Raw genomic sequence first — 20457 nt, 5'->3', positions numbered from 1 at the left:
CGACCGAGCGCCGCGCCCGGTTGCTCGAGGCCGCCCTGACGGTCTGGTCGGATCCCGGGACGAATACGACGATGACCGCGATCTGCGCCGTGGCCGGACTCAGCGAGCGGTACTTCTACGAGAGTTTCACCGGGCTGGACGCGGCATTGGAAGCGCTGATGAACGCGATCGCCGCCGAGATCGAGGAGGCCGGCCGGCGGGCCGCCGAAGCCGCCGGCGCGGATCCCGAGACCCGGGTACGCGCGTCCATCCGCGCGTTCGTGCAACTACTCGTGGACGATCCCCGGAAGGGCCGGGTCGCCATCGTGGAATCGGTCGCGATACCCAAATTACGGCAGCGCCGGACCGAACTGCTGCGCCACCTGGCCCACGAATCCGCGCTCGAGGCACGTCAATTCCTCGGATCCCGCGGCCGCAGCGCCGACGACGACGAGACAGCGGGCCTGTTCTTCATCGGTGGTATGGCCGAACTGGTCACCGCCTGGCTGGACGACGCGGTGACCGCCTCGGCCGACGATATCGTCGACGCGGCCGCCCGCGCTCTCCTCGGCCTCTATCACTGACCGGATTTACGTCCGATCGCGCCATAGAGCACCAGCTGGGTTTCCGGCAGATCGTCGTCGAGCCACCGCTGCAGCGGAACCACTCCCGGGTCGAGGTTGTCGAAACCGTCCAGGAACGCGGTCACCTCGTCCAGTGAGCGGTACTTCACCTGCGACGAGGTATTCGCCGCGTCCTTCGAGGTGCGTTCGATGATCTCCGGATGGCTGATATCGGCGCCGTGCGTGAACGCCAGATAGCTTCCGGGGGCGAGGGCGTCGCGGTAGTCGGCCAGGAGCCCGGCCGGGTCCTCCTCGTCCATCACGTAGTGCAGGACGCCCACCATGGTCACCGCGACCGGTTCGGTGAAATCGATACCCGATTCCGTTTCGAGCCGGTTCAGCAGGTCCGCGGGACGGCGCACATCGGCGTGCAGGGCGGTTACCGCCGGATGGTTGCCCATCAGGGCGTTGCAGTGCACGAACACCACCGGATCGTTGTCGACGTAGGCCACCCGTGCGGCGGGGTGGGTCTCGTGCGCGACCTCGTGCACGTTCGGTGAGGTCGGGATACCCGAGCCGAGATCGATGAACTGCCGCACGCCGGCGGCCGCGGCCACGCGCACCGCGTGCAGGAGGAAATTGCGGCTGAACCACGCCAGCGATTTGGTTTCCGGCGCCACCGCCAGTATCCGGTGCGCGAGGGCCCTGTCGACCTCGTAGTTGTCCTTACCGCCGAGCAGATAGTCGAATACCCGAGCCGAGCGCGGCTCGTGTGGATCCACCCCTCGCGGTGTGCGTTCCATCTCCGTCACGCTACCTCCGATTCCGGCCACCGGCCGGTGCCGATCTGTCGCCCTGCCTCATTCGCCCGATTCCCCGCCCGCCGCGGTACGTTCGGCCCGCGCGAGTAACGCCTCGGCGATCGCGCGGGGACGCCGGCCCAACCCGCAGGCGCTGGCCACCCCGTCGACCGGACGCCCCAGAGCGTCCTCGACGAGGGACAGCAGATGTAATTGCTGCTCGTCCGTGGGGGTCTCGTGCACGACGCCCGCGTAGAACGCGGTGTGCGCACCGAGTGCCAGCCCGGCCAGCGGCGCATAGAATTCCGGCCGGTCCGGGGGCGGCACCGCGCCCGCCGCCAACGGGGCGTGCACGAACTCCAGCGGCCGGCCCGCCGGCCAGTGCGCCACCACGGCATTGGCGAGATCGACCAGCGGCCGGGTATCGCGCAGCACGGCCCGGGCCTTGTTGTGCAGGCTCCCGAGGCACAGATGCACCCCGAACCTGGTGCCGGCGGGCGCCGCCGCCGCGATCCCCGCTATCCCGCGGGCCAGTCCCAGCAACGTGTCGGCGGCCCGGTGCGCCGGTTGCGCCGAGGCCATCAGCACCAGTTCGGCGGTGGCCTCGAGCTGGATCACCACCTGGTCGCCGGCCAGTGCCCGGATCGCGGCGATCTCCCGGACGGTCGCAGTGGTGAACGCGGCGCGATGCCGGAGTACGCCGGTGACACCCAATGCGATGAAGGCGAGCGTGAAATCGGTGGGCATACCGATCTGCAGAGCCGCACCCGGCGCCGCGCGCTGCGGGCACAGCCGCGTGAACACCGGTAGGGCCTCCGCCGCCTCGGCCCGGTAGCCGAGTTCGAGCGCCTCGGCGGCGAGCGGGCGATCCCGGGGCACGCGATGGCGGGTCCGGTCCCGGCTCGATCGCCACTCCCTGGGCTGCTCGACCTCCAGAACGCCTCGCGCCACCAGGTCTTCGATGATGGGGCGGATATAGAACTCGTAGCGGCGCGTTTCCCCGGTGGGCACCGTGCGCAGCCGCGGGCCGGCGGCGTCGAGCATGGCTCGCATCGCGTCTTCGGTGGTATCGGCCGGAAAACTTCCGACGAAATGCACGGCCCGCCTGCTCACGTTCGCATCCTAGCCGCGGAAGACCTCGTCTACCTGCCCACTCGGCAATTCGCGGTCGCACTGCGGGGCATGCGGTTCCGGCGGCCGGATCCCGACATTCGTTGCGCGCCAACGCGACCCCGGTTAGGTTCTCTGGGCATGACTGCACTGAGCTCTCCGCGCGTCGGCGGCCGGCGCACGCGCCGTTCGCCGTTCACCGCGCGGCTGCTTGCCGCCCTGGCGGTCGCGGTGGCGTGGTCGGCCCCGGGTGTGGCCCATGCCGACGCACCGGATCCGGGCCGATGCGAGCAGGTTCCGTTCCGGACCGGCGGCGGCACCACCCTGGCCACGACCCTGTGCACTCCGGCGGGCCCGGCGACCGGAAAGGTCATGGTCCTGATGCCGGGTTCGAACTACAACCACACCTATTGGGACTTCCCGCACGCGCCCGAGACCTACAATTTCCGGCGGGCGATGAACGCCGCCGGTTTCGCCACGCTCGTCGTCGACCGGGCCGGCACGAGCACCCGTCCGGCCAGTACCGGGGTCACCGCCACCGCGGACGCCCAGGCGCTGCACGAACTCGTCGGCGCGCTGCGTGCGGGGTACGGCGGGGCCGAACCCTTCGGCACGGTCGTCACCGGCGGCCATTCGCTCAGTTCCGGCGTGGCCGTCCTGGAGGCGACCACCCACCACGACGTGGACGGTGTGCTGCTCACCGGCTATTCGCACAGCCTGAACGTGCCCGGCGCACTCGGGATCATCGCCACCTACCAGCCCGCCGAACAGGATGCCGCGTTCACCGGTCGCGGCTACGACACCGGCTATCTCACCACGCGGCCGGGTACACGGGAACGGTCGTTCCACGCTCCCGAGACCTCCGACCCCGCGGTGGTGGCCGTCGACGAGGCGACCAAGGACGTGTTCTCCGCGGCCGAGTATCCTGACGGGCTGACCTCGACCCTGCCGCCGATGTCGACCGAGATCACCGTGCCGGTGCTCGTCGTCAACGGCAGCGCCGATGTGCTGTGCTCGAGCGCCTGTGCCGATACCGCGACCCTGCAGGCGGCCGAGACACCGCATTTCGCACCCGGGGCCCGGCTGCGGACATTCGTCCTGCCCGGCAGCGGGCATTCGGTCAACCTGGCGCGCAATACCGCCGAGTACCAGGCGGCCGTCCGGGACTGGATGGATTCGATCCCCGGCTGAGCCGTTACCGGGCCGGGGGCGGCAGTGGCCCGCCGGAGCGCTCCGCCGCGTCGCGCAGTGTCCGGAACTCGGTGGCGAGGGCGTCCAGTGAATAGTGGGCGTTGAGGCCGCTCGGATTGGGCAGCACCCAGACCTCGGTGGCTCCCAGCGCGCCGGGTCGACGGCCGACACCGGTCCGCGGGCGGCCGAACGCGGTCCGGTAGGCGCCCAGTCCGAGTACCGCGAGGATTCGCGGCCGATAGCGCGTCACCCGGTCGACCAGTGCGCGGCCCCCCTCCTCCAGTTCCTGTTTCGTCAGCTCCTGTGCCTTCGCCGTCGTGCGCGGTACGACGTTGGTAATACCCAACCCCAGATCCGGCAGCTGGTCCTGCTCCTCGGGCAGCATGAGGCGCGGGGTGAATCCCGACCGGAACAGGGCGGGCCAGAAGCGATTTCCGGGCCGGGCGAAATGATGCCCCGTCGCCCCGGACCACAGGCCCGGATTGATCCCGCAGAACAGGACCCGCAGATCCGGGGCGATCACATCGGGGATCACCGAACCCGCCGCGGCGGCGAGGTCGGCCGGGCCGGGTCGATAGCGGCTGGACGGTGCCATCTCCTCAGTCTGCCCGATGAGAAGTGTCCATCTCCCGGCTCGGTGCGCGCCGGCGGCCGGTGCGCGGCCCGGTCGTAGAATCGGGGTTGGTCTCATATCCGGCGGCTTCCGCCGCGAGGAGTCCGCCGGATCTCCGGTCCGCTCGCCGGGCGCACGTTCGTTGCCGTAACCGTATCCGCCGATTCGATCGGAAGGTGGTTCGCCATGCGAACCGAAGGAGATGCGTGGGATATCGTCACCGGTGTCGGGCTGACCGCTCTGGGGGTGGCCACCTTCCGGGCCCTGGAATCGGCGCTGCCCGATCCGCTGATCCACGACGACTACGCGGCATTGTTCGTCCGGGCCGCGGGCGAACCCCATTTCCTGGACATCCTCCGGGAACCACCCAGGATCGCGGGGCGGTCCCTGGTTCCCGGGTTCATGGGGTTGCGAACCGCGTTCTTCGACGAGTTCTTCCTCGCGGCCGCCGGGTCCGGGGCCGGACAGGCCGTGATCCTGGCCGCCGGACTGGATGCCCGGGCCTACCGGCTCGACTGGCCGGCGGGCACTGTCGTCTTCGAGATCGACCGGCCCGAGGTGCTCGAATTCAAGGACCGGGTCCTCGCCGACCACGGCGCGGCGCCGCGGGCGCGGCGCCGGACGGTCGCGGTCGATCTGCGCGAGGACTGGCCGGCCGCACTCCTCGCGGCGGGGCTGGATACGGACATTCCCACGGCATGGTCGGCCGAGGGTCTGCTCCCCTACCTCCCGGGGAAGGCGCAGGACGCGCTGTTCGACCGCCTCCACGAACTCTCGGCCCCCGGCAGCCGATTCGCGGTCGAAACCGCACCGACGGATGTGGCGGCGGGGAGCTTCGCCGCCCTCGAGACGAAATACTTCGACAAGAACCCGTTCGGTGAGATCGACCCGACCGAACTCTTCTACTTCGACGAACGCAGCGACGCGACGCGATGGCTGCTCGATCACGGCTGGACGGTGACGGCCACGGGTTCGATCGAACTGGCGCAGCGCTACGGGGTGACACTGCCCGAGCTCCCCGAGGAGCTCGAGCAGCAGTGGCGGCGCCCGCGATACCTCACCGCGGCCTACGACGCCCGATAGCGACGCCCGCTGCGGTTCTTCCTACGTCTTCAGGGTGCGGTCGAAGAGTTCGCGCAGTTCCAGATAATGCCGTTCGGCGCCCGCCTCCTGATACATGGAGGTATCGGCCATCGTGAACCCGTGCGTCGCGTCGGGATACACCGCGGTCCGATGGTCGACGCCCGCGGCCGCCAGCGCGGCGTCGAACGCCTCGATCTGCTCCGGGGTGCTGCTCTGATCGTTGTCGGCGTGCCCGGCCAGGACCTCGGCCCGCACCCTCGGTACATCGTGGTGCGGGCTGTCGGGGGCATCGGTGACCAGACCACCGGTATGGAACAGTCCGATCGCGGCGATCTCGGCGGGCCGGTGTGCGGCCAGCGCGAGGGCCGCGCGGCCGCCGAAGCAGTAGCCGGTCGCGCCGGCGGCGGTATCGGTCACCCCGGGCAGTCCGCGTAGAGCGTCCAGCCAGACAGCACCGTCGGCGCGCAGCACCTCCGGCGTCAGCGCGGCCATCCGCGCGCCGACGCCCCCGGCGAAGAACGCCGCGCGATTGGCCGGATCACGCAGATCGGTCGTGGGTGCGAGATCGGCGGCCCGGCCGGACCGCCAGAAGATATTCGGCGCCAGCACCACGTAACCCCAGCCGGCGATCCGGTCGGCGATCTGTTCGATCTGTGGCCGCAGGCCGATCGCGTCGGGATACAGCAGTACACCCGGGCCGACCTCGCCCGCAGCATAGGCCTCGGCGGTTCCTCCGGACAGTGAAATCTCGATCGTGCTCACCGCCCCGACCCTAGTGAACCGGGGCGGGTGGGCCGTGACGCCGGGGTGATCACGGCGTCACGGCCGGGCTCCCCGTCAGGGGATGACCACCGGGCCCGCGACCGGTGCCGGATCGTCGGCCCAGCGGTGCCCCGACTCACGCGGGGTGAGGCCCTCGTCGGTCCACGCGCCCAGCAGCAGCGCGACCTTGGTGTGCATGATGGTGCGCAGCCGGTCGAAGGAGTTCTGCGGGTTGTCGTCGACCTCGCCGAGCAGCAGCCACCACGCCCAGGCCACCGCCCCGGCGTTCGCCACGAAGTCCGGCAGCACCGGGATGCCGCGGGCGGCGAGCATGGCCTCCGCCTCCGGGGTGGTGGCGGCGTTCGCGGCCTCGACCACGACGCCGGCGCGGATATCGAACGAGTTGTCCGGGGTGATCGCGTAGGAAATCGCGGCCGGCACGAGGATATCGACCTCGGCGGAGAGGATCGCGGGGCGCGGCAGCTGTTCGATCCCGGCGGGCAGCCGGGAGCGATCGATTTCGCCGAAACCGTCGCGCAGGTCCAGCAAGGCCGGGATATCGAGGCCGTCGGCGCAGTGCAGGGTGCCCGCGGCGTCGGCCACGGTGGTGACCTTCATCCCGGCCTCGTGCAGGTAGTAGGCGGCCGCGCCGCCCATGGTGCCCACGCCCTGGATCGCGACCGTGGTGTCGGCCGGACCCCGGCCCTGCCAGACCGCGGCGGCCAGGCAGGCGTGCGCGACTCCGTAACCGCCGATCACGTCGCCGAGCAGGAAACCGCCGTCGACCGCCGCGTTCAGGCCCTTGCGGACGCGCTCGAGCGTGGCCACCGGATCGGCCGCGCGGCTGATCGCGGCATGGTAGCTCTGACCCATACCGAGCTTCTCGAACACCTCGTCGATCAGGTGCTGCGGCACGCCCAGATCCTCGGCCGTCACCCAGTGCGAGTCGATCCAGGGGCGCATCGCCTCACAGAACCGCTCCAGCACCTCCACGGCGCGTGGATCCTTGGGGTCGAAGTCGATCCCGCCTTTGGCGCCGCCGACCGGCAGGTCGAAAGTGGCCGTCTTGTTGGCCATCCCGCGCGCCAGATCCTCCACCTCGTGCACGGTGCAGCCGGCGCGCATACGGGTACCGCCGGTCGCCAGGCCCGCCCGCAGCGTGTGGACGACGAGATAGCCGACCGCGCCGGTCACCGAATCCGTCCAGTGCAGCCGCATATAGGGTTCGGAGCGGCGGATCGCGGGGGCGACGGCGACAGCCGCGGGGATGGTCGGAACGGTGTGCGCGGCCACCTGCGGTGTGCCCCCGGCCGGGTCCTGGATCGTCGTCACGGCGAACCCCTCCTCTTCGTGGTCATGTTTGACGCCACCACCCACGGGGAAATACCCGAGTAGCGAGTGTCCCTGCCCGGACCTCGTCGTCCCCGGCCGATGGCTTGCATCCGGTGCCCCCAAGCGTGCATTCGCACCCGGCCGCGCGTCTATTTACGGTTCGTTCACGGCGTTGTTCAGTACTCCTGCACAACGCTTAGGCTCGTGGGTATGGACCTTTCGCTGGCCCGTCTGCGAATGCTGCGTGAGCTGCACCGGCGTGGCACTATCACCGCGGCCGCGACGGCTCTGCACTACACCGCTTCGGCGGTGTCCCAGCAACTGGCGCAGCTCGAACGCGATGTCGGCACCCGGCTCTTCGAGCGCCGCGGCCGCCGGGTGCAGCTCACCGATCTGGGCGTGCTGCTCGCCGAGCACGCGGAGGAGATCCTCGCGGCGGTCGAACGCGCCACCCAGGCTCTGGAGGAGTCCGGCGAATCGGTATCGGCCAAGATCACGGCCGGGGTCTGGGCCTCGGTGGCCTCCGGCCTGCTGCCCGACGCGCTCAACGCGCTCGCCCGTACGCATCCGGGCATCCTGGTGCGAACCAAGGAGCTGGCGCCGGAGGCCACCGCCGCGGCGGTCCTCGACGGGACTCTCGATCTGTCCTTCGTCCTCGACTACTCGAATTCCCCGATGACCTGGGATCGCGGTCTGGAACGGGCGATCATCGCCGTCGAGCGGTTACACGCCGCCGTCCCGGAAGGCGCGGTGCCTTCGCCCAGCGTCACGCTCGCCGAACTGGCGGAACATCCGTGGATCCTGGCTCCCGCCCGATCGCATTTCGGCCATTCGGCGCGGCTGGCGTTCCAATCCGCCGGGCTCGAACCGCGCATCCACCACGAGGTGGAGGAGCAGGCGACGGCCATGGCGATGGTGGCGGCCGGGCTCGGTGTCACGCTGGTATCCGATCTGGGCCTGGCCCTGCGCCCGCCGGGGGTATCGGTCGTCGCGCTCGGCGATGTCCTCACCCGGACCGTCTCGCTGGCCTACCGCACCAATACGGCACGGCGAGCGGCGTTGCTACTGGTGGTTGACGCGGTCCGCACCGCGGCCGCGGAGAAGGGGCTCGGCGCCGATACCGCCCTACCCGCGCCCACCACCGGGCAGCCGATACCGCCCGGCGAGGACGCCGGGGGCCGGCTGGCTCTCGGGTGATCGCGAGCCCGGCCGCAGCCGGCGCGAAACCTCACGCGCGGCCTCGACCACCAGGGGCGCGACCCGATCGAGCCGATTGTGCTGCCGGTCCCCGCAGAGCGAGATGGCGGCCACCGGCCCGTCCGGTCCGCGTACCGCCGCCCCGGCGCAGCCGACGCCGGGTGCCGATTCACCGATATCGAAGGCCAGACCACTGCGCTGGCGGATCCGGTGCAGTTCACCGTGCAGCACGGTGCGCTCGGTGATCGTGCGCCCGGTCCGCCCGGGCAGCGCCCGGCCGTAGAGATGATCGACGATCTCGGGCACCAGCCGTGCCAGCATCGCCTTCCCGGCCGCGGTGGCGTGCGCGGGAACCCGGCCGCCGACCCGGGACGGAATCCGGCCGGCGAACGGGCCCCCGATCTTGTCGAGGTAGACGCAGTCCGCTCCCTCGAGCACCGTCAGGTGAACCACCATCCCGGTGCGCTGATGCAATTCGTGCAGTAGCGGCGCGGCGGCGGCGCGGATCTGCCCCTGCCCGCCGTCACCGCCGAGCGCCAGCGCGCGGCCGCCCAGCCGGTAGCCGTGGGCGGCGTGTTCGATCCAGTCGAGGCGCACCATCTGGTGCAGGATCCGGTGGACGGTGGAACGCGGCAGCCGGGCGCGGCCGGCCACTTCCTCGAGCGTCAGCCGCGACCCACGCCCCTCGAAGGCGTCGAGGATCAACGTCATCCGCTCGACCATCGACGCGGGTAGGACCTGGTCCGGCGCATCGACCCGGCAGTCCGAATCAATGATGGTCATCGACTACTCCAAACACGCACTTCATGCCTCTATTCATCTCCAAAACTGAAATGAATTCTTGCCGACCGTAGCATTCCGGCGCCGGTCCGAAGGCCGAAATCGGCGCATCCGCTCGATCTCGCTCAGTGGTAACGGCCGCCGGCGTCCGGGCCGCACCGTGAGATGTTGGCGCGCGATCTGCACCGCGAACGAGAGGCGGCATCCCATGACCCGAGCACTACCCGCGCAGCCGGACCCGGCCGCCGTCATGGCCCGATTGACCGGCCCCGGCGGCCGGTTCGAACTGGTCACCGAAGAGGTGCTGGGAGTGGCGATACCGGTGCTGCGGCACCGGGGCCGCTCGACCGGCGATCTCCTCGCCGCATCGCGCGCCTGGGGCGACCGCGACTATCTGGTCACCGCGGACCGCCGTATCTCGTTCGCCGCGCATCTGGCGGATGTCGCGGCGCTGGCGGCGGCGTGGCGTGACGACCACGCCGTCACCGCGGGCGACCGGGTCGCGATCCTGGCGGCCAACAGCCCGGAATGGGTGACCGCGTTCTGGGCGGCCCAGTGCCTGGGCGCCGTCACGGTGGGCCTCAACGGCTGGTGGGTACCGCGCGAGATCGAATACGGGTTACGCCACAGCCGGCCATCGGTCCTCGTCGTCGACGCCCCGCGCGCCCGGTTGCTGGACGGTATCGACACCACGGGCATCACGGTCCTGACGGTCGAATCCGATCTGCCCCGTCTGATCGCCGGCCACACCGGAGCGGAACTGCCCCGGGTGCCCGTCGACGAGGACGACCCCGCGGTCATCCTGTACACCAGTGGCACCAGCGGCCGGCCGAAGGGCGCGGTGCATTCGCATCGAAACCTGCTGGCCGTCGCCGACTACCACCGGTTCAACGACGCGCTGATGGCCGAATTCAGCGGCCGGTCCTACGACGACACCGAGCCCGGCCCGCTGCGCTATCTGCTGACCTCGCCCCTGTTCCATATCGCCAGCCTGCACAATGTGATCGTGCCCCGGCTGGCGACCGGCAGCGCGGTCGTGATGCCCCAGGGTGCCTTCGACGTCGACCGGGTGCTCGGGCTCGTGCAGCGGGAGCGGGTCACGAATTGGGGTGCGGTGCCCACCATGGCCGCCCGGTTGCTGGCCCACGACGACCTCGAGAAATACGATCTGTCCTCGCTGACCGCCTTCGCACTGGCCTCGGCGCCGTCCTCGATCGCGTTCAAGGAGCGGCTGCGCGAACGGCTCCCGGCCGTCGGCACCACGCTGGCCGACAGCTACGGGCTCACCGAATGCAGTACCGCCATCGCGGTGGCCACCGCCGCCGACCTCGAACAGGCACCGGGCACGCTGGGCCGGCCCATCCTCACGGTCGCCCTCGAGGTCCGTACTCCCGGCGGCGACCCGGTTCCGGAGGGAACGGAGGGCGAGATCTGTGTGCGTAGTCCGTTCGTCATGCTCGGCTACTGGGAGGACGAGGCGGCGACAGCGGCGGCGATAACCCCCGACCGGTGGTTGCGGACGGGCGACTACGGACTGGTGCGCGGGGGCAGGCTGTGGCTCACCGGCCGGCGCTCCGATCTCATCCTGCGCGGCGGCGAGAACATCTACCCCACCGAGATCGAACAGTGCCTCGAGGAACATCCCGCCGTCGAGGAATGCGTGGTGCTCGGTGTGCCCCATCCCGATCTCGGTCAGGAGGTGGCGGCCGTGGTCGTCGTCGCCCAGGCCGGGGCGGTCGGCGAAACCGAGTTGAAAGCCTATGCCGCCGAGCGTCTCTCCTATTTCAAGGTGCCGGCCCACTGGCGGATCACCACCGAGTCGCTGCCACGCAACGCGACCGGGAAACTCGCCCGCCGCGCCATCGAGTTCTGATCCGGGCGTGCTCCGCGCCGGTGTGGTGGCGCGGAGCAGGAGCCGGTCTCAGGCCATATCGAACTCCGCCGGCCATTCGGCCAGCAGCAGATCGCAGGTCACCCGCAGATCGTTTTCGGCGCCGGCGATGGTGATCCGGCCGTTGAGACAGGATTGGATCGCACCGAAGGTGGCGTGCACCAGGATCCGCACCAGCGTCGCGTCGCGTTCGGTCACCGTGTCGATACCGGCCGCGTTGTAGAGCAGGCGGCGGAAATTGTCGTCCACTCGCGCGGTATCGGGAACCGTGCTGGCCTTCGCGGTGCTGTTGGACTGGATCATGGCGTTCGCCAGCAGCGGCCGGCGCATCAGCGCCCGCAGAACCTGCACCAGCGTGTCGTATACCGCGTCCGCGGGGCGGACGGCGCGGCGCGAGCGGCGCGCGAAGGCCGCGGCCATCCGGTCGATCTGGTCGAGCATCACCGCGACGAAGAGATGTGTCTTGGACGGGAAGTAGCGGTACAGGGTCGCCACGGCCACGCCCGCGAGTCTGGCCACTTCGTTCATCTGGACCCGCTCGAGGTCGTGCTCGGTGGCGAGCGCGGCGGCGGCATCCAGTATCCGGACGACCCGTGCGCGCTGTTCGGTGGAACTGGGTGCCGCGGCATCGCGCGCTTCGGCGATTCTCGGCATCGCGTGTCCCTCCTTACCGGCTGTCTCGCGCTTCGATGCTGCCAGCATCGCCGCACCCGGCGGCAGCCGCGTCCGATGAGTGAGACCGGCCCGGCTCCGTCGCGGTCCCGGCCAGTGAGATCGTCCGGCGGTGCGTCGCACCACGGACCCTAGCGTCGGCCATATCGGGGCCGCGCGTCGTCAGGGGTATCCGGCACGGCGCCCCCGTCCGCGAGACCGGCCCAGCAGTGGGAACAGCGCAGCAGAGAGGTAGTGCCAGTGATCGACACGAGTCGGTATGGGCCGTGGTGTGTTATCGCCGGAGGTTCGGAAGGGGTGGGCGCCGCTTTCGCCGCAGAACTGGCCCGCGCGGGGGTGAATCTGGTGCTCATCGCGCGTAAACCCGGCCCGCTCGAGGAAACGGCGGCGCGGGCCCGCGCCCTGGGTGTCGAGGTACGCACCCTCGCGCTCGACCTGCTCGCGGCCGACGCGGTGGCGCGGATCCGCGCCGCGACCTCCGATATCGAGGTGGGTCTGCTCATCTTCAACGCCGGGGCGAACAGCTACGGGCACGAGTTCGTCACCGGCGACCTGGACGGCTTCCGCCGCGTGATCACCCTGAACATCGACCGGCAGCTCGAACTGGCCCACCATTTCGGTGCGCCGATGAAACAGCGTGGACGGGGCGGCATCGTGCTGCTGGGCTCCCTGGCCGGCTACCTCGGCTCGGAACAGCAGAGCGTCTACGCCGCCGCCAAGGCATTCGGCCGGGTATTCGCCGAAGGACTGTGGATCGAGCTCGAGCCGTACGGGGTCGACGTGCTGGAACTGGTTCTCGGGGTCACCCGGACCCCGGCCATGGAACGGGCCGGGCTGAATTTCGATATCCCCGGCGTCCTCGTGGCCGAACCGGCGGATATCGCCCGCGAGGGACTCGAACATCTCGCCGACGGCCCGGTCCGGGTGGCCGGGGGCAACTACGAGGCCGCTCGCAAGCGCAGTGGTTTCCCGCGGGCCCCGCTGGTGCGCAGCGCCGCCCGGGCCCTGCGCACCCTGATGAACCGGCCGTGACCGGGCGCTAGAGACCCGCTTTCAGCGGCGCGTCTCCCGGCCGACCGGCGGTGGAGCCCAGTAGTTCCGCGGTGGATGCCGAACCGTCGATCCGGGGCGAATCACCGGCGCCCACGGCATCGGGTCCGGGCTCCTCGCGGTAGCCGGGCGGACGCAGCAGATACCCGAATCGCGCCGGCCACGTCGTCGCGTTCTTGATATCGCGCGCCATCGACGCCAGCTCGCCGTAGTTCACGCGGATCGGGTTGTGGGTGCCGATATTGTGCACGAGCCCGTACCGCACCGGTTCGATCTCCTCGGCGTAGCTGCCGAACATCCGGTCCCAGACGATGAAGACGCCGGCGTAGTTCTTGTCCAGATACGGGTTGTTCGAACCGTGATGCACACGGTGATGGGAAGGGGTGTTGAACAGGTACTCGATCGGGCCCCACAGTTTCCCCACCCGCTCGGTGTGGATCGGGAACTGGAACACCAGGTTCAGTGATTGCATCAGCAACACCATCCACACCGGGAAACCCAGCAGCACGGCGGGCACGAAGAACGTGCTGCGCAGCAGCATCGACGGATTCAGCCACGGCAACCGGACGGCGGTGCTGAGATTGAAATACTCCGAGGAGTGGTGGACCGAATGAGAGGTCCACATCAGCCGCACCCGGTGGTCGGCGCGATGCGCCCAGTAGTAGCAGAAGTCCACCGTCACGAAGGCCAGCGGCCATACCCACCACGCGCCGGTGTCGAGGTGCAGCGGCGCCACCGCGGCGGCCAGTGCCAGCGGTCCGACGACAGCGGCGGCGGTGATGATCGGCTTGGTGATCCGGCCGAGGACGAAGGTCACGATATTGGTCGCGACATCCCGGCCGTGATAGCCGTGTTTACCGGGCCGGGTATCGGGGTCGATCCGGGTCGCCGCCCATTCGGCCAGCATCAGCACCACGAAGGCGATCAGGGTGGGTATCACGAACAATGGATCGCGCATATGCGGGGCCTCTCGCCGAAGTGTCGCTGTACCGATGACGATCCCGCACGATCGTCGGGCGACGGTGTGACGGTAGTGAAGGATCTCTGAGGAACCGGCTCCGGGGCCCTACCGGTAGCCCCGGGCGAGCAGATATCGGGCCCCGGCCTCGAAGCCCTCGGGGCCGGGCACCGCGAATCCGAAGGCGTCGGCCAGGCGGTCGGTGGTATCGAACGCGGCGCATACCGCCAGCGCGTCGGCGACCTGTGCGCGTGAAACACCCGCGGCCAGCACCTCCCGCACATCATCGGCGGTTATCGTCCCCTGCCGGGTGAGGGTGCCGAGCATCCGCAGCATGGCACGCAATCCTTGCTCGATGGGCGCGGTATCCGGATCGGCGAGCACGGCCCGGACCTTCGGCCCGTCGCGATAGGCCCGGGTCGCCGTCGCGGTATGGGCGCCCACGCAGAACGCGGACTCGTTCACCACCGACACATAGGCCGCCATCAGCTCGCGATCGGCCACTGACCATTCGGAGGGCCCGCGCATCGCGGCATGGGTGAACGTCTTGGCCGCGGCGCCGTAGAAATCCGGCCGGTAGAAGACCAGCTTCGCCGCATCCGGCAGCGGGTGGCCGGAGAACACCCGGATGATCGCGAACAGCAGTCTGGTTCGGGGGCGGTATCCGCGGTTCAGGATATCGAGGCGCATCACGGATCCTCGTCCGCGGTCGCCGCGGCCAGTGCCGCGAGACCACTGTCGTAGAGCCGGGCCGCGCGGCCGACCGCCGCGCATACCACCATTTCGAACAACTGATCCTCGTCGAAGCCCGCCGATTTCGCCGCGGCGAACTCGGCGTCGGTGATCCGGCCCGGTGCCGTGACGACGTTGCCGAGCAATGTCCGCAGCGGCGGGGGCGCGTCGGATCCGGCGAAGGCCCGGGCGCGTTGCTCGCGCGATGCCCGGCCGTCCGCGTTCAGCACCCGGTCCACCAGGGCCCGGTGCGCCGCGTACTTCTCGTCCTCTCCCGGCACGGCGCCCACGCTACCGCGCCCGGCCTCCGCGACCGGCCACTTCGGCCCATCCACGCCGGGGCTTGTGGCCGGGGCTCCGTTGCGACAGAACTCGCGGCGTTGTTACAGTTTCCGCTGTACACGTTCTCAGGGCGGGGTGGAATTCCCCACCGGCGGTGATGGCATCCGGTCCGATCCGGAGGCACGAGCCCGCGAGCGCCACGATCTCCGCGGAGGTGGTGGGTCAGCAGATCCCGGTGCGATCCCGGAGCCGACGGTCAGAGTCCGGATGGAAGAGAACGCGGCGCCGGAACACCCGCCTCCGCGGGTCGTTCCTGTTCGCGTTGGCATGCCCTGGGTGACATAGCGAACAGGAGAAAACCATGTCACCCGAATCCTCTCGTATCGCCGTGGTCGCCGCGCGCTGGCACGCCGAGATCGTCGACCGGGCGGTGACGGCCTGCCGCTCCCGGCTCGCCGAGCGCGGCTACACGGATATCGAACTCATCGAGGTGCCCGGCGCCTTCGAGATCCCGTTACAGGTCAAACGTCTGGCCGCCACCGGCCGCTACGCCGCGATCGCCGGCTGCGCGCTGGTGGTGGACGGCGGTATCTACCGGCACGACTTCGTGGCGTCGACCGTGGTGGACGCGCTCATGCGTATCCAGATCGATAGCGACGTACCGGTGTTCTCCGCGGTACTCACCCCGCATCATTTCCACGAGCACGCCGAACATCTCACTTATTTCGGCCGGCACTTCGAGGTCAAGGGCACCGAACTCGCCGATGCCATCGCGACCACTCTCGCCCTGGACCCGGTCCCGGCCTGAGCGCCCGGAGCCGGTGACACCCCCGTCCCCCGGAACGGCACGACAGCCGATACCGGGGGCCGGTGCTCGGCGCGGAACCGGATGCCGCGCTACCGGTGTCCGAATACCGAGGCGATCAGTTCCGCCGCCGCCCGGTTCACCGGCTTCAGCACCCGCCGGTACACGAAGGCGACCGGCCGTGCCACCAGCACCTCCCAGCAGCGCCCGACCGCGCGCAGCACCGGCCGCACCGCATAGCGGTACACGAACGCACACGGCACCACGACCAGGACCCGCACCACCACGGTGGCGCCCCGCCACCCGTAGGCCGCGACCAGCACTCCCGCGGCCCAGCACGGTCGCAGCACCCACCGCCACAGCTGCCGCAACGGCCATTCCACACACCACAACCAGAACCACTGAACGGTCACGGCGACCGCGTACAGCACCGGGCTCAGAATCCACCGCCACACCAGGCCGAGCGCGGGCCGTAGCAGATACCGCCACAGCCAGGCCTCCACCGCATGGCGCAACGGCCGCAACAGCCAGTTCATCAGCAGCGCCCCCAGCGGCGTGAGGATCATCCCCCACAGCACCTGCTGCACCGCCCAGCCCCACAGCACATCCTTCACGAACAGCCACAGCGGGCGGACCACCCAGTACCACAGGAAGCGGCCCACCGGCGACAGCACCGTCTCCAGGAGGAAGACACCCGTCGCGACCACCGCCCGCCCGCACAGTTTCACCCCCTCCCATATCAGCCGCACCGGTACCAGCAGCACGATCGCGAAGACCCGCGCCACCCATTCACCGACCGACGCCCGCTGCCGCGGTTCCCGGGGTTCTTCCGACATCATCGAATCCTCCTCCCGACCGGAATCATCGCATCAGCGCGCGTCGTGTGAACATCGCCGGGCACGCGACCGCGGCATCGCGAATCTGTCGCCGGAGCGGAGTACGCTCGCACGCGTCGGCGTGGCGGTGACCCCAGGAGGTCGGCGGTGGACGTTTTGCTCGGTATCGGAACGCGTAAGGGATTGTTCCTGGCCCGGAGCCGGGACGGCAGATCGAGCTGGGATGTGAGCCCACCGCAGTTCGCCGTCGCCGACGTGAAGGCACTCGCCATCGACACCCGGCGGAAGGTGCCCCGGGTGCTCGCGGGAGTCCTGGACAGTCATTTCGGGCCCACACTGGTGACCAGTGACGATCTCGGCGCGACCTGGAGCGAACCCGACGACGCACCACTGGCCTTTCCCGCCGATACCGAGGCGGCGCTGCAGGGTGTCTGGCAGATCGCGCCCGCCACCGACGCCGAACCGGACGTGGTGTACGCGGGGGTCGAACCGTCGGCGCTGTTCCGCTCCGCCGACGGCGGCCGCACCTTCGACCTGGTGCGCGGCCTGTGGGAGCACCCGCACCGGTCCGAATGGATGCCGGGTGGCGGTGGTCTCGCTCTGCACACGGTTCTGCCCCATCCACGCGACACCCGCCGCCTGGCGGTCGCAGTCTCCACCGGCGGCGTCTATCAGACCGGTGACGGCGGCGCCTCCTGGGAACCCACGAACAAGGGCGTGACCGCCGATTTCATGCCGGGGGAACTGCCGGAGTGGGGGCAATGCGTGCACAAGGTCGCCATGGACGCGCGGACGCCGAGCACCCTCTATCTCCAGAATCACGGCGGGGTCTTCCGCAGTACCGACGACGGTGTGAGCTGGCAGGCGATCGACGGCGGGCTGCCACCCGCCAACTTCGGGTTCCCGATCGTCGCCCACCCGCGGCGCCCGGGCGTGATCTACACCTTCCCGCTGGTCGCGGATATGGACCGGTTCCGGTTCCCACCGGAGGCGACCTGCGCCGTGTACCGCAGCACCGACGGTGGTGAGACCTGGTCCGCGCAGACCGACGGACTCCCGCGGGTACCGTTCTGGGCGGCTGTCATGCGCGACGCCATGTGCGCCGACGACGCGGACCCCGCCGGTATCTACTTCGGCACCCGCAACGGCGAGGTCTACTGCAGCCCCGATGAGGGCGACCACTGGCAGCTGGTCGCCGACCGGCTGCCGGATGTCCTGTGCGTGCGCGCCGCCGTGGTCGGGTGACACCGTGGCCCGCGTACACCTGCCGTCCATGCTCCGGCCCCATATCGGCGGCGCCAAGGAGATCGACGTCGACGGCGGCACGCTCGGCGAGGTCCTGGACACCCTGCGGGAACGGTCGCCCGCGCTGGAGCGCCGGCTGCGCGACGAAAGCGGCGCGCTGCGACGCTATGTGAACTTCTTCGTCGACGGCGACGAATGCCGCACGCTCGACGGTCCCGGGACCCGCGTCGGTCCGGCGACCGAGGTGATGATCATCCCGTCGGTGGCAGGCGGCTGAAACACCTGCCGCCGGGCGGGGCGCGGGGCCGCGCCGTAAGGTCCAAACCGACCGACGAGCAGAACGGAAGTAGTACGCACCATGTCGAAAATCGTGTTGTTCGGGGCCACCGGATACACCGGCCGTCTGATCGCCGAGGCCCTCATCGGCCGGGGCGCCGCACCCGTACTCGCCGCCCGGGACGCCACCGCGGTCGGGAAACTGGCCGCGGATCTCGGCGGTGCGGATACGGCAGTGGCCGACGTGACCGACCCCGCCTCGGTGCGCGCGCTGCTGGGCCGCGGTGACGTCCTGGTGACGACGGTCGGGCCGTTCCTGAAATACGGCGGTCCCGCCCTGGACGCGGCGGTATCGGCGGGGGCCCACTATTTCGATTCGACCGGGGAAGGCCCGTTCATCCGCGGGGTGTTCGACCGGCACGAAGAGGCCGCCGCGGCGGGTTCCTCGTTGCTCACCGCGTTCGGGTTCGACTACGTCCCCGGCAATCTGGCCGCGGCCCTCGCGCTGGCGGAGGCACCGGAAGCCGTCCGGGTCGATATCGGCTACTTCATCACCGACCCCGGCACCAGCGGCGGAACCCGCGCGTCGATGGCCGGGATGCTGTTCGCCGGAGGTTTCGCCCTCCGCGACGGCCGACTCGCCGACGAGCGCACGGGCGCCCGGGTCCGCGCGTTCGATGTGGCGGGCCGCAGGCTCACCGGCGCCTCGGTCCCGGGTTCGGAGCATCTGGCCCTGATCCGTTCCTACCCGCGCCTGCGGGACGCCGGGGTCTACCTCGGTATGCCGGGTATGGCCGCGCAGGGCTTCCGGGCCACGTCCCTGCTGACCGGCGCGGTGGCCCGGGTGGATCCGCTGAAGCGTCTGGCCGAGGGCACGCTGGACCGCCTGGTGCGGGGATCGACCGGCGGTCCGGACGCCGCGTCAAGGGCCCGCACCCGCACCTGGGCGGTCGCGGAGGCGTCCGATACGGCGGGCCGGATCGTGGCATCGGTGACGCTCACCGGCGGCGACCCCTACGATTTCACCGGGGCGATCCTCGCGTGGGGTGCGCAGACCGCGCTCGACGGCGGTCTGCGGGGCACCGGGGCACTCGGGCCGGTCGAGGCGTTCGGCCTGGACGCCCTCACCGCCGGTGCGGCCGCCGCGGGCGTCACGCGCTGAGCATCGACCGGCCGATCCGGTTCGGATCGGTTTCCTGCCGGAGCGGATACCGGCGCGCGCCATCGCCGATTTCCGCCTGACCCGTCCTAGGATCGTCCCACCAGCGGAGATCAGGGAGGTCGGCAATGCTCACGGCCCTCGCCACCGCGGCCGGTGAACCGCTCACGATCACCGAACGCGATATTCCGGAACCCGGCCCGGGCCAGGTCTTGGTGCGCGTCACGGCCTGCGGGGTCTGCCATACCGACCTCGGCCTGCTCCAGGGTAATTGGCCCGGTGCCCCGTTCCCGGTGGTGCCGGGCCACGAGATCACCGGTGTCGTCACCGCCGCGGGCCCCGGCGTGACGTGGCCCGAGACCGGGACCACGGTCGGCGCCCAGTTCCTGGGCGGTTCCTGCCGGCATTGCGACTACTGCGCGCGCGGCGACCAGATCCTGTGCCCCCGCAAACGCATCACCGGCATCTTCATGGACGGTGGATATGCCGAATACGCGGTCCTGGAAGCCGATTTCGTGACACCGCTACCGCCCGGCCTCGACCCGATCGCGGCCGCGCCCCTGATGTGCGCGGGCCTGACCGCGTTCAACAGCCTGCGGCAGGCCGGTATCACGCCCACATCACGGGTCGCGGTCGTCGGCACCGGCGGAGTGGGGGCGCTGGCGATCCGTTACGCCGTCGCCATGGGCGCCCGGGTCGCCGCGGTGGGCCGGTCGAGGCGCGGTGAGGCGTCCGCCCGGGAGCAGGGCGCCGAACTGTTCATCGCCACCCAGGACACCGACCCGGCCGCGGCCCTGCGGAACTGGGACGGTGGCGCGGACCTGATCCTGAACGCCGCCCCGTCCACCTCGGCCGCCGCCGCGACGCTGACCGGCCTGGCGCCGGACGGCACCCTCGTGCTGTGCGGTTACAGTCCCGAAGCACTGGTCCTGCCTCCGCAGCCGATGGTCCTCGACCGGCTGCACATCATGTGCAATCCGTCCGGCTCACCGCACGACGCCCGGGACGCGCTCGCGTTCTCCGCGGCACACGGGATCCTGCCCGATATCACCCCGATCGGCCTGCGCGACGCCAATGCCGCGCTGGACGCCATGGCCGGGGGCGACGCGGGCGGCCGGTCGGTCATCACCTTCGCCTGAGC

22 protein-coding genes and 1 riboswitch are annotated in these 20457 nt (G+C 70.3%); of the genes, 11 read left to right on the top strand and 11 right to left on the bottom strand.

Annotated elements, in window-relative coordinates:
• Nucleotides 1–563 (top strand): TetR/AcrR family transcriptional regulator (locus ACWDU1_RS05800; protein WP_449996129.1); only part of this gene is annotated, 563 nt, incomplete at its 5' end.
• Here the strand turns inward: ACWDU1_RS05800 and ACWDU1_RS05795 are convergent.
• Together ACWDU1_RS05795 and ACWDU1_RS05790 are read right to left on the bottom strand one after the other, a co-directional pair.
• A complete protein-coding gene (locus tag ACWDU1_RS05795; protein WP_449996128.1) occupies nt 557–1345 on the bottom strand; it encodes an SAM-dependent methyltransferase in 789 nt (262 codons plus the stop codon). The genes ACWDU1_RS05800 and ACWDU1_RS05795 overlap by 7 nt on opposite strands.
• Before the next feature lie 57 nt (nt 1346–1402).
• On the bottom strand, nt 1403–2455 hold the full coding sequence (locus ACWDU1_RS05790; protein WP_449996127.1) for a hypothetical protein: 1053 nt from the start codon (nt 2453–2455) through the stop codon (nt 1403–1405).
• Nucleotides 2456–2593: 138 nt separating this feature from the next.
• Here ACWDU1_RS05790 and ACWDU1_RS05785 point away from each other — a divergent pair, with 138 nt between their 5' ends.
• Nucleotides 2594–3643, top strand: coding sequence for an alpha/beta fold hydrolase (locus ACWDU1_RS05785; protein WP_449996126.1), 1050 nt, complete (start codon nt 2594–2596; stop codon nt 3641–3643).
• Nucleotides 3644–3647: 4 nt separating this feature from the next.
• Here the strand turns inward: ACWDU1_RS05785 and mug are convergent, their stop codons facing one another.
• Entirely contained in the window at nt 3648–4238 is a 591-nt protein-coding gene (gene mug, locus ACWDU1_RS05780) for a G/U mismatch-specific DNA glycosylase (RefSeq protein ID WP_449996125.1), read from the bottom strand.
• A 204-nt stretch (nt 4239–4442) separates the two neighbouring features.
• On the opposite strand from mug, the gene ACWDU1_RS05775 reads away from it, so the two are divergent.
• Complete coding sequence (locus ACWDU1_RS05775) at nt 4443–5339, top strand: class I SAM-dependent methyltransferase (RefSeq protein WP_449996124.1); 897 nt, start codon at nt 4443–4445, stop codon at nt 5337–5339.
• 21 nt (nt 5340–5360) lie between these two features.
• Here ACWDU1_RS05775 and ACWDU1_RS05770 read toward each other — a convergent pair whose 3' ends face one another.
• Together ACWDU1_RS05770 and ACWDU1_RS05765 are read right to left on the bottom strand one after the other, a co-directional pair.
• Complete coding sequence (locus tag ACWDU1_RS05770; protein ID WP_449996123.1) at nt 5361–6101, bottom strand: dienelactone hydrolase family protein; 741 nt, start codon at nt 6099–6101, stop codon at nt 5361–5363.
• Between the two features lie 75 nt (nt 6102–6176).
• The gene (locus tag ACWDU1_RS05765; RefSeq protein WP_449996122.1) at nt 6177–7433 is read right to left on the bottom strand and encodes a Glu/Leu/Phe/Val dehydrogenase dimerization domain-containing protein; all 1257 of its coding nucleotides are present in this window, start codon (nt 7431–7433) and stop codon (nt 6177–6179) included.
• A gap of 210 nt (nt 7434–7643) precedes the next feature.
• On the opposite strand from ACWDU1_RS05765, the gene ACWDU1_RS05760 reads away from it, so the two are divergent.
• Nucleotides 7644–8630 (top strand): LysR substrate-binding domain-containing protein, encoded by a 987-nt coding sequence (locus tag ACWDU1_RS05760; protein ID WP_449996121.1) that lies wholly within the window; start codon nt 7644–7646, stop codon nt 8628–8630.
• On the opposite strand, the gene ACWDU1_RS05755 is transcribed toward ACWDU1_RS05760, so the two are convergent.
• Nucleotides 8559–9413: an IclR family transcriptional regulator gene (locus tag ACWDU1_RS05755; protein ID WP_449996120.1), complete on the bottom strand. Its 855-nt coding sequence runs from the start codon at nt 9411–9413 to the stop codon at nt 8559–8561. The genes ACWDU1_RS05760 and ACWDU1_RS05755 overlap by 72 nt on opposite strands.
• Before the next feature lie 205 nt (nt 9414–9618).
• On the opposite strand from ACWDU1_RS05755, the gene ACWDU1_RS05750 reads away from it, so the two are divergent.
• On the top strand, nt 9619–11283 hold the full coding sequence (locus ACWDU1_RS05750; protein WP_449996119.1) for a class I adenylate-forming enzyme family protein: 1665 nt from the start codon (nt 9619–9621) through the stop codon (nt 11281–11283).
• A 48-nt stretch (nt 11284–11331) separates the two neighbouring features.
• On the opposite strand, the gene ACWDU1_RS05745 is transcribed toward ACWDU1_RS05750, so the two are convergent.
• Nucleotides 11332–11955 (bottom strand): TetR family transcriptional regulator, encoded by a 624-nt coding sequence (locus ACWDU1_RS05745; protein ID WP_449996118.1) that lies wholly within the window; start codon nt 11953–11955, stop codon nt 11332–11334.
• Between the two features lie 258 nt (nt 11956–12213).
• On the opposite strand from ACWDU1_RS05745, the gene ACWDU1_RS05740 reads away from it, so the two are divergent.
• Entirely contained in the window at nt 12214–13005 is a 792-nt protein-coding gene (locus ACWDU1_RS05740) for an SDR family NAD(P)-dependent oxidoreductase (RefSeq protein ID WP_449996117.1), read from the top strand.
• Between the two features lie 7 nt (nt 13006–13012).
• Here the strand turns inward: ACWDU1_RS05740 and ACWDU1_RS05735 are convergent, their stop codons facing one another.
• The 3 genes from ACWDU1_RS05735 to ACWDU1_RS05725 form a co-directional block, all read right to left on the bottom strand.
• A complete protein-coding gene (locus ACWDU1_RS05735) occupies nt 13013–13981 on the bottom strand; it encodes a sterol desaturase family protein (RefSeq protein WP_449996116.1) in 969 nt (322 codons plus the stop codon).
• 108 nt (nt 13982–14089) lie between these two features.
• Nucleotides 14090–14671 carry a carboxymuconolactone decarboxylase family protein gene (locus ACWDU1_RS05730; RefSeq protein WP_449996115.1) on the bottom strand — a complete coding sequence of 194 codons (582 nt, stop codon included), beginning with the start codon at nt 14669–14671 and terminating at the stop codon, nt 14090–14092.
• Nucleotides 14671–15048 carry a hypothetical protein gene (locus ACWDU1_RS05725; RefSeq protein ID WP_449996114.1) on the bottom strand — a complete coding sequence of 126 codons (378 nt, stop codon included), beginning with the start codon at nt 15046–15048 and terminating at the stop codon, nt 14671–14673. The genes ACWDU1_RS05730 and ACWDU1_RS05725 overlap by 1 nt, the downstream gene beginning before the upstream one ends.
• A 64-nt stretch (nt 15049–15112) precedes the next feature.
• Nucleotides 15113–15278, top strand: a riboswitch (FMN riboswitch).
• 78 nt (nt 15279–15356) lie between these two features.
• Here ACWDU1_RS05725 and ACWDU1_RS05720 point away from each other — a divergent pair.
• Nucleotides 15357–15803: a 6,7-dimethyl-8-ribityllumazine synthase gene (locus ACWDU1_RS05720; protein WP_449996113.1), complete on the top strand. Its 447-nt coding sequence runs from the start codon at nt 15357–15359 to the stop codon at nt 15801–15803.
• Nucleotides 15804–15892: 89 nt separating this feature from the next.
• Here the strand turns inward: ACWDU1_RS05720 and ACWDU1_RS05715 are convergent, their stop codons facing one another.
• Complete coding sequence (locus ACWDU1_RS05715) at nt 15893–16639, bottom strand: hypothetical protein (protein ID WP_449996112.1); 747 nt, start codon at nt 16637–16639, stop codon at nt 15893–15895.
• A gap of 144 nt (nt 16640–16783) precedes the next feature.
• Between ACWDU1_RS05715 and ACWDU1_RS05710 the strand changes: the two genes are divergently transcribed.
• From ACWDU1_RS05710 to ACWDU1_RS05695, 4 genes are all read left to right on the top strand, one after another.
• Complete coding sequence (locus ACWDU1_RS05710; RefSeq protein ID WP_449996111.1) at nt 16784–17881, top strand: WD40/YVTN/BNR-like repeat-containing protein; 1098 nt, start codon at nt 16784–16786, stop codon at nt 17879–17881.
• Between the two features lie 4 nt (nt 17882–17885).
• The gene (locus tag ACWDU1_RS05705) at nt 17886–18158 is read left to right on the top strand and encodes a MoaD/ThiS family protein (protein ID WP_449996110.1); all 273 of its coding nucleotides are present in this window, start codon (nt 17886–17888) and stop codon (nt 18156–18158) included.
• 81 nt (nt 18159–18239) lie between these two features.
• Nucleotides 18240–19319, top strand: a complete 1080-nt coding sequence (locus ACWDU1_RS05700) for a saccharopine dehydrogenase family protein (RefSeq protein ID WP_449996109.1) — start codon at nt 18240–18242, stop codon at nt 19317–19319.
• Nucleotides 19320–19444: 125 nt separating this feature from the next.
• On the top strand, nt 19445–20455 hold the full coding sequence (locus ACWDU1_RS05695) for an alcohol dehydrogenase catalytic domain-containing protein (protein ID WP_449996108.1): 1011 nt from the start codon (nt 19445–19447) through the stop codon (nt 20453–20455).
• The last annotated feature ends 2 nt before the right edge of the window (nt 20456–20457 follow it).

This window comes from Nocardia sp. NPDC003345 (genome assembly GCF_053589395.1).
Note: the sequence above shows the minus strand (reverse complement) of the source record. Positions and strands in the feature narration are given on the sequence as shown.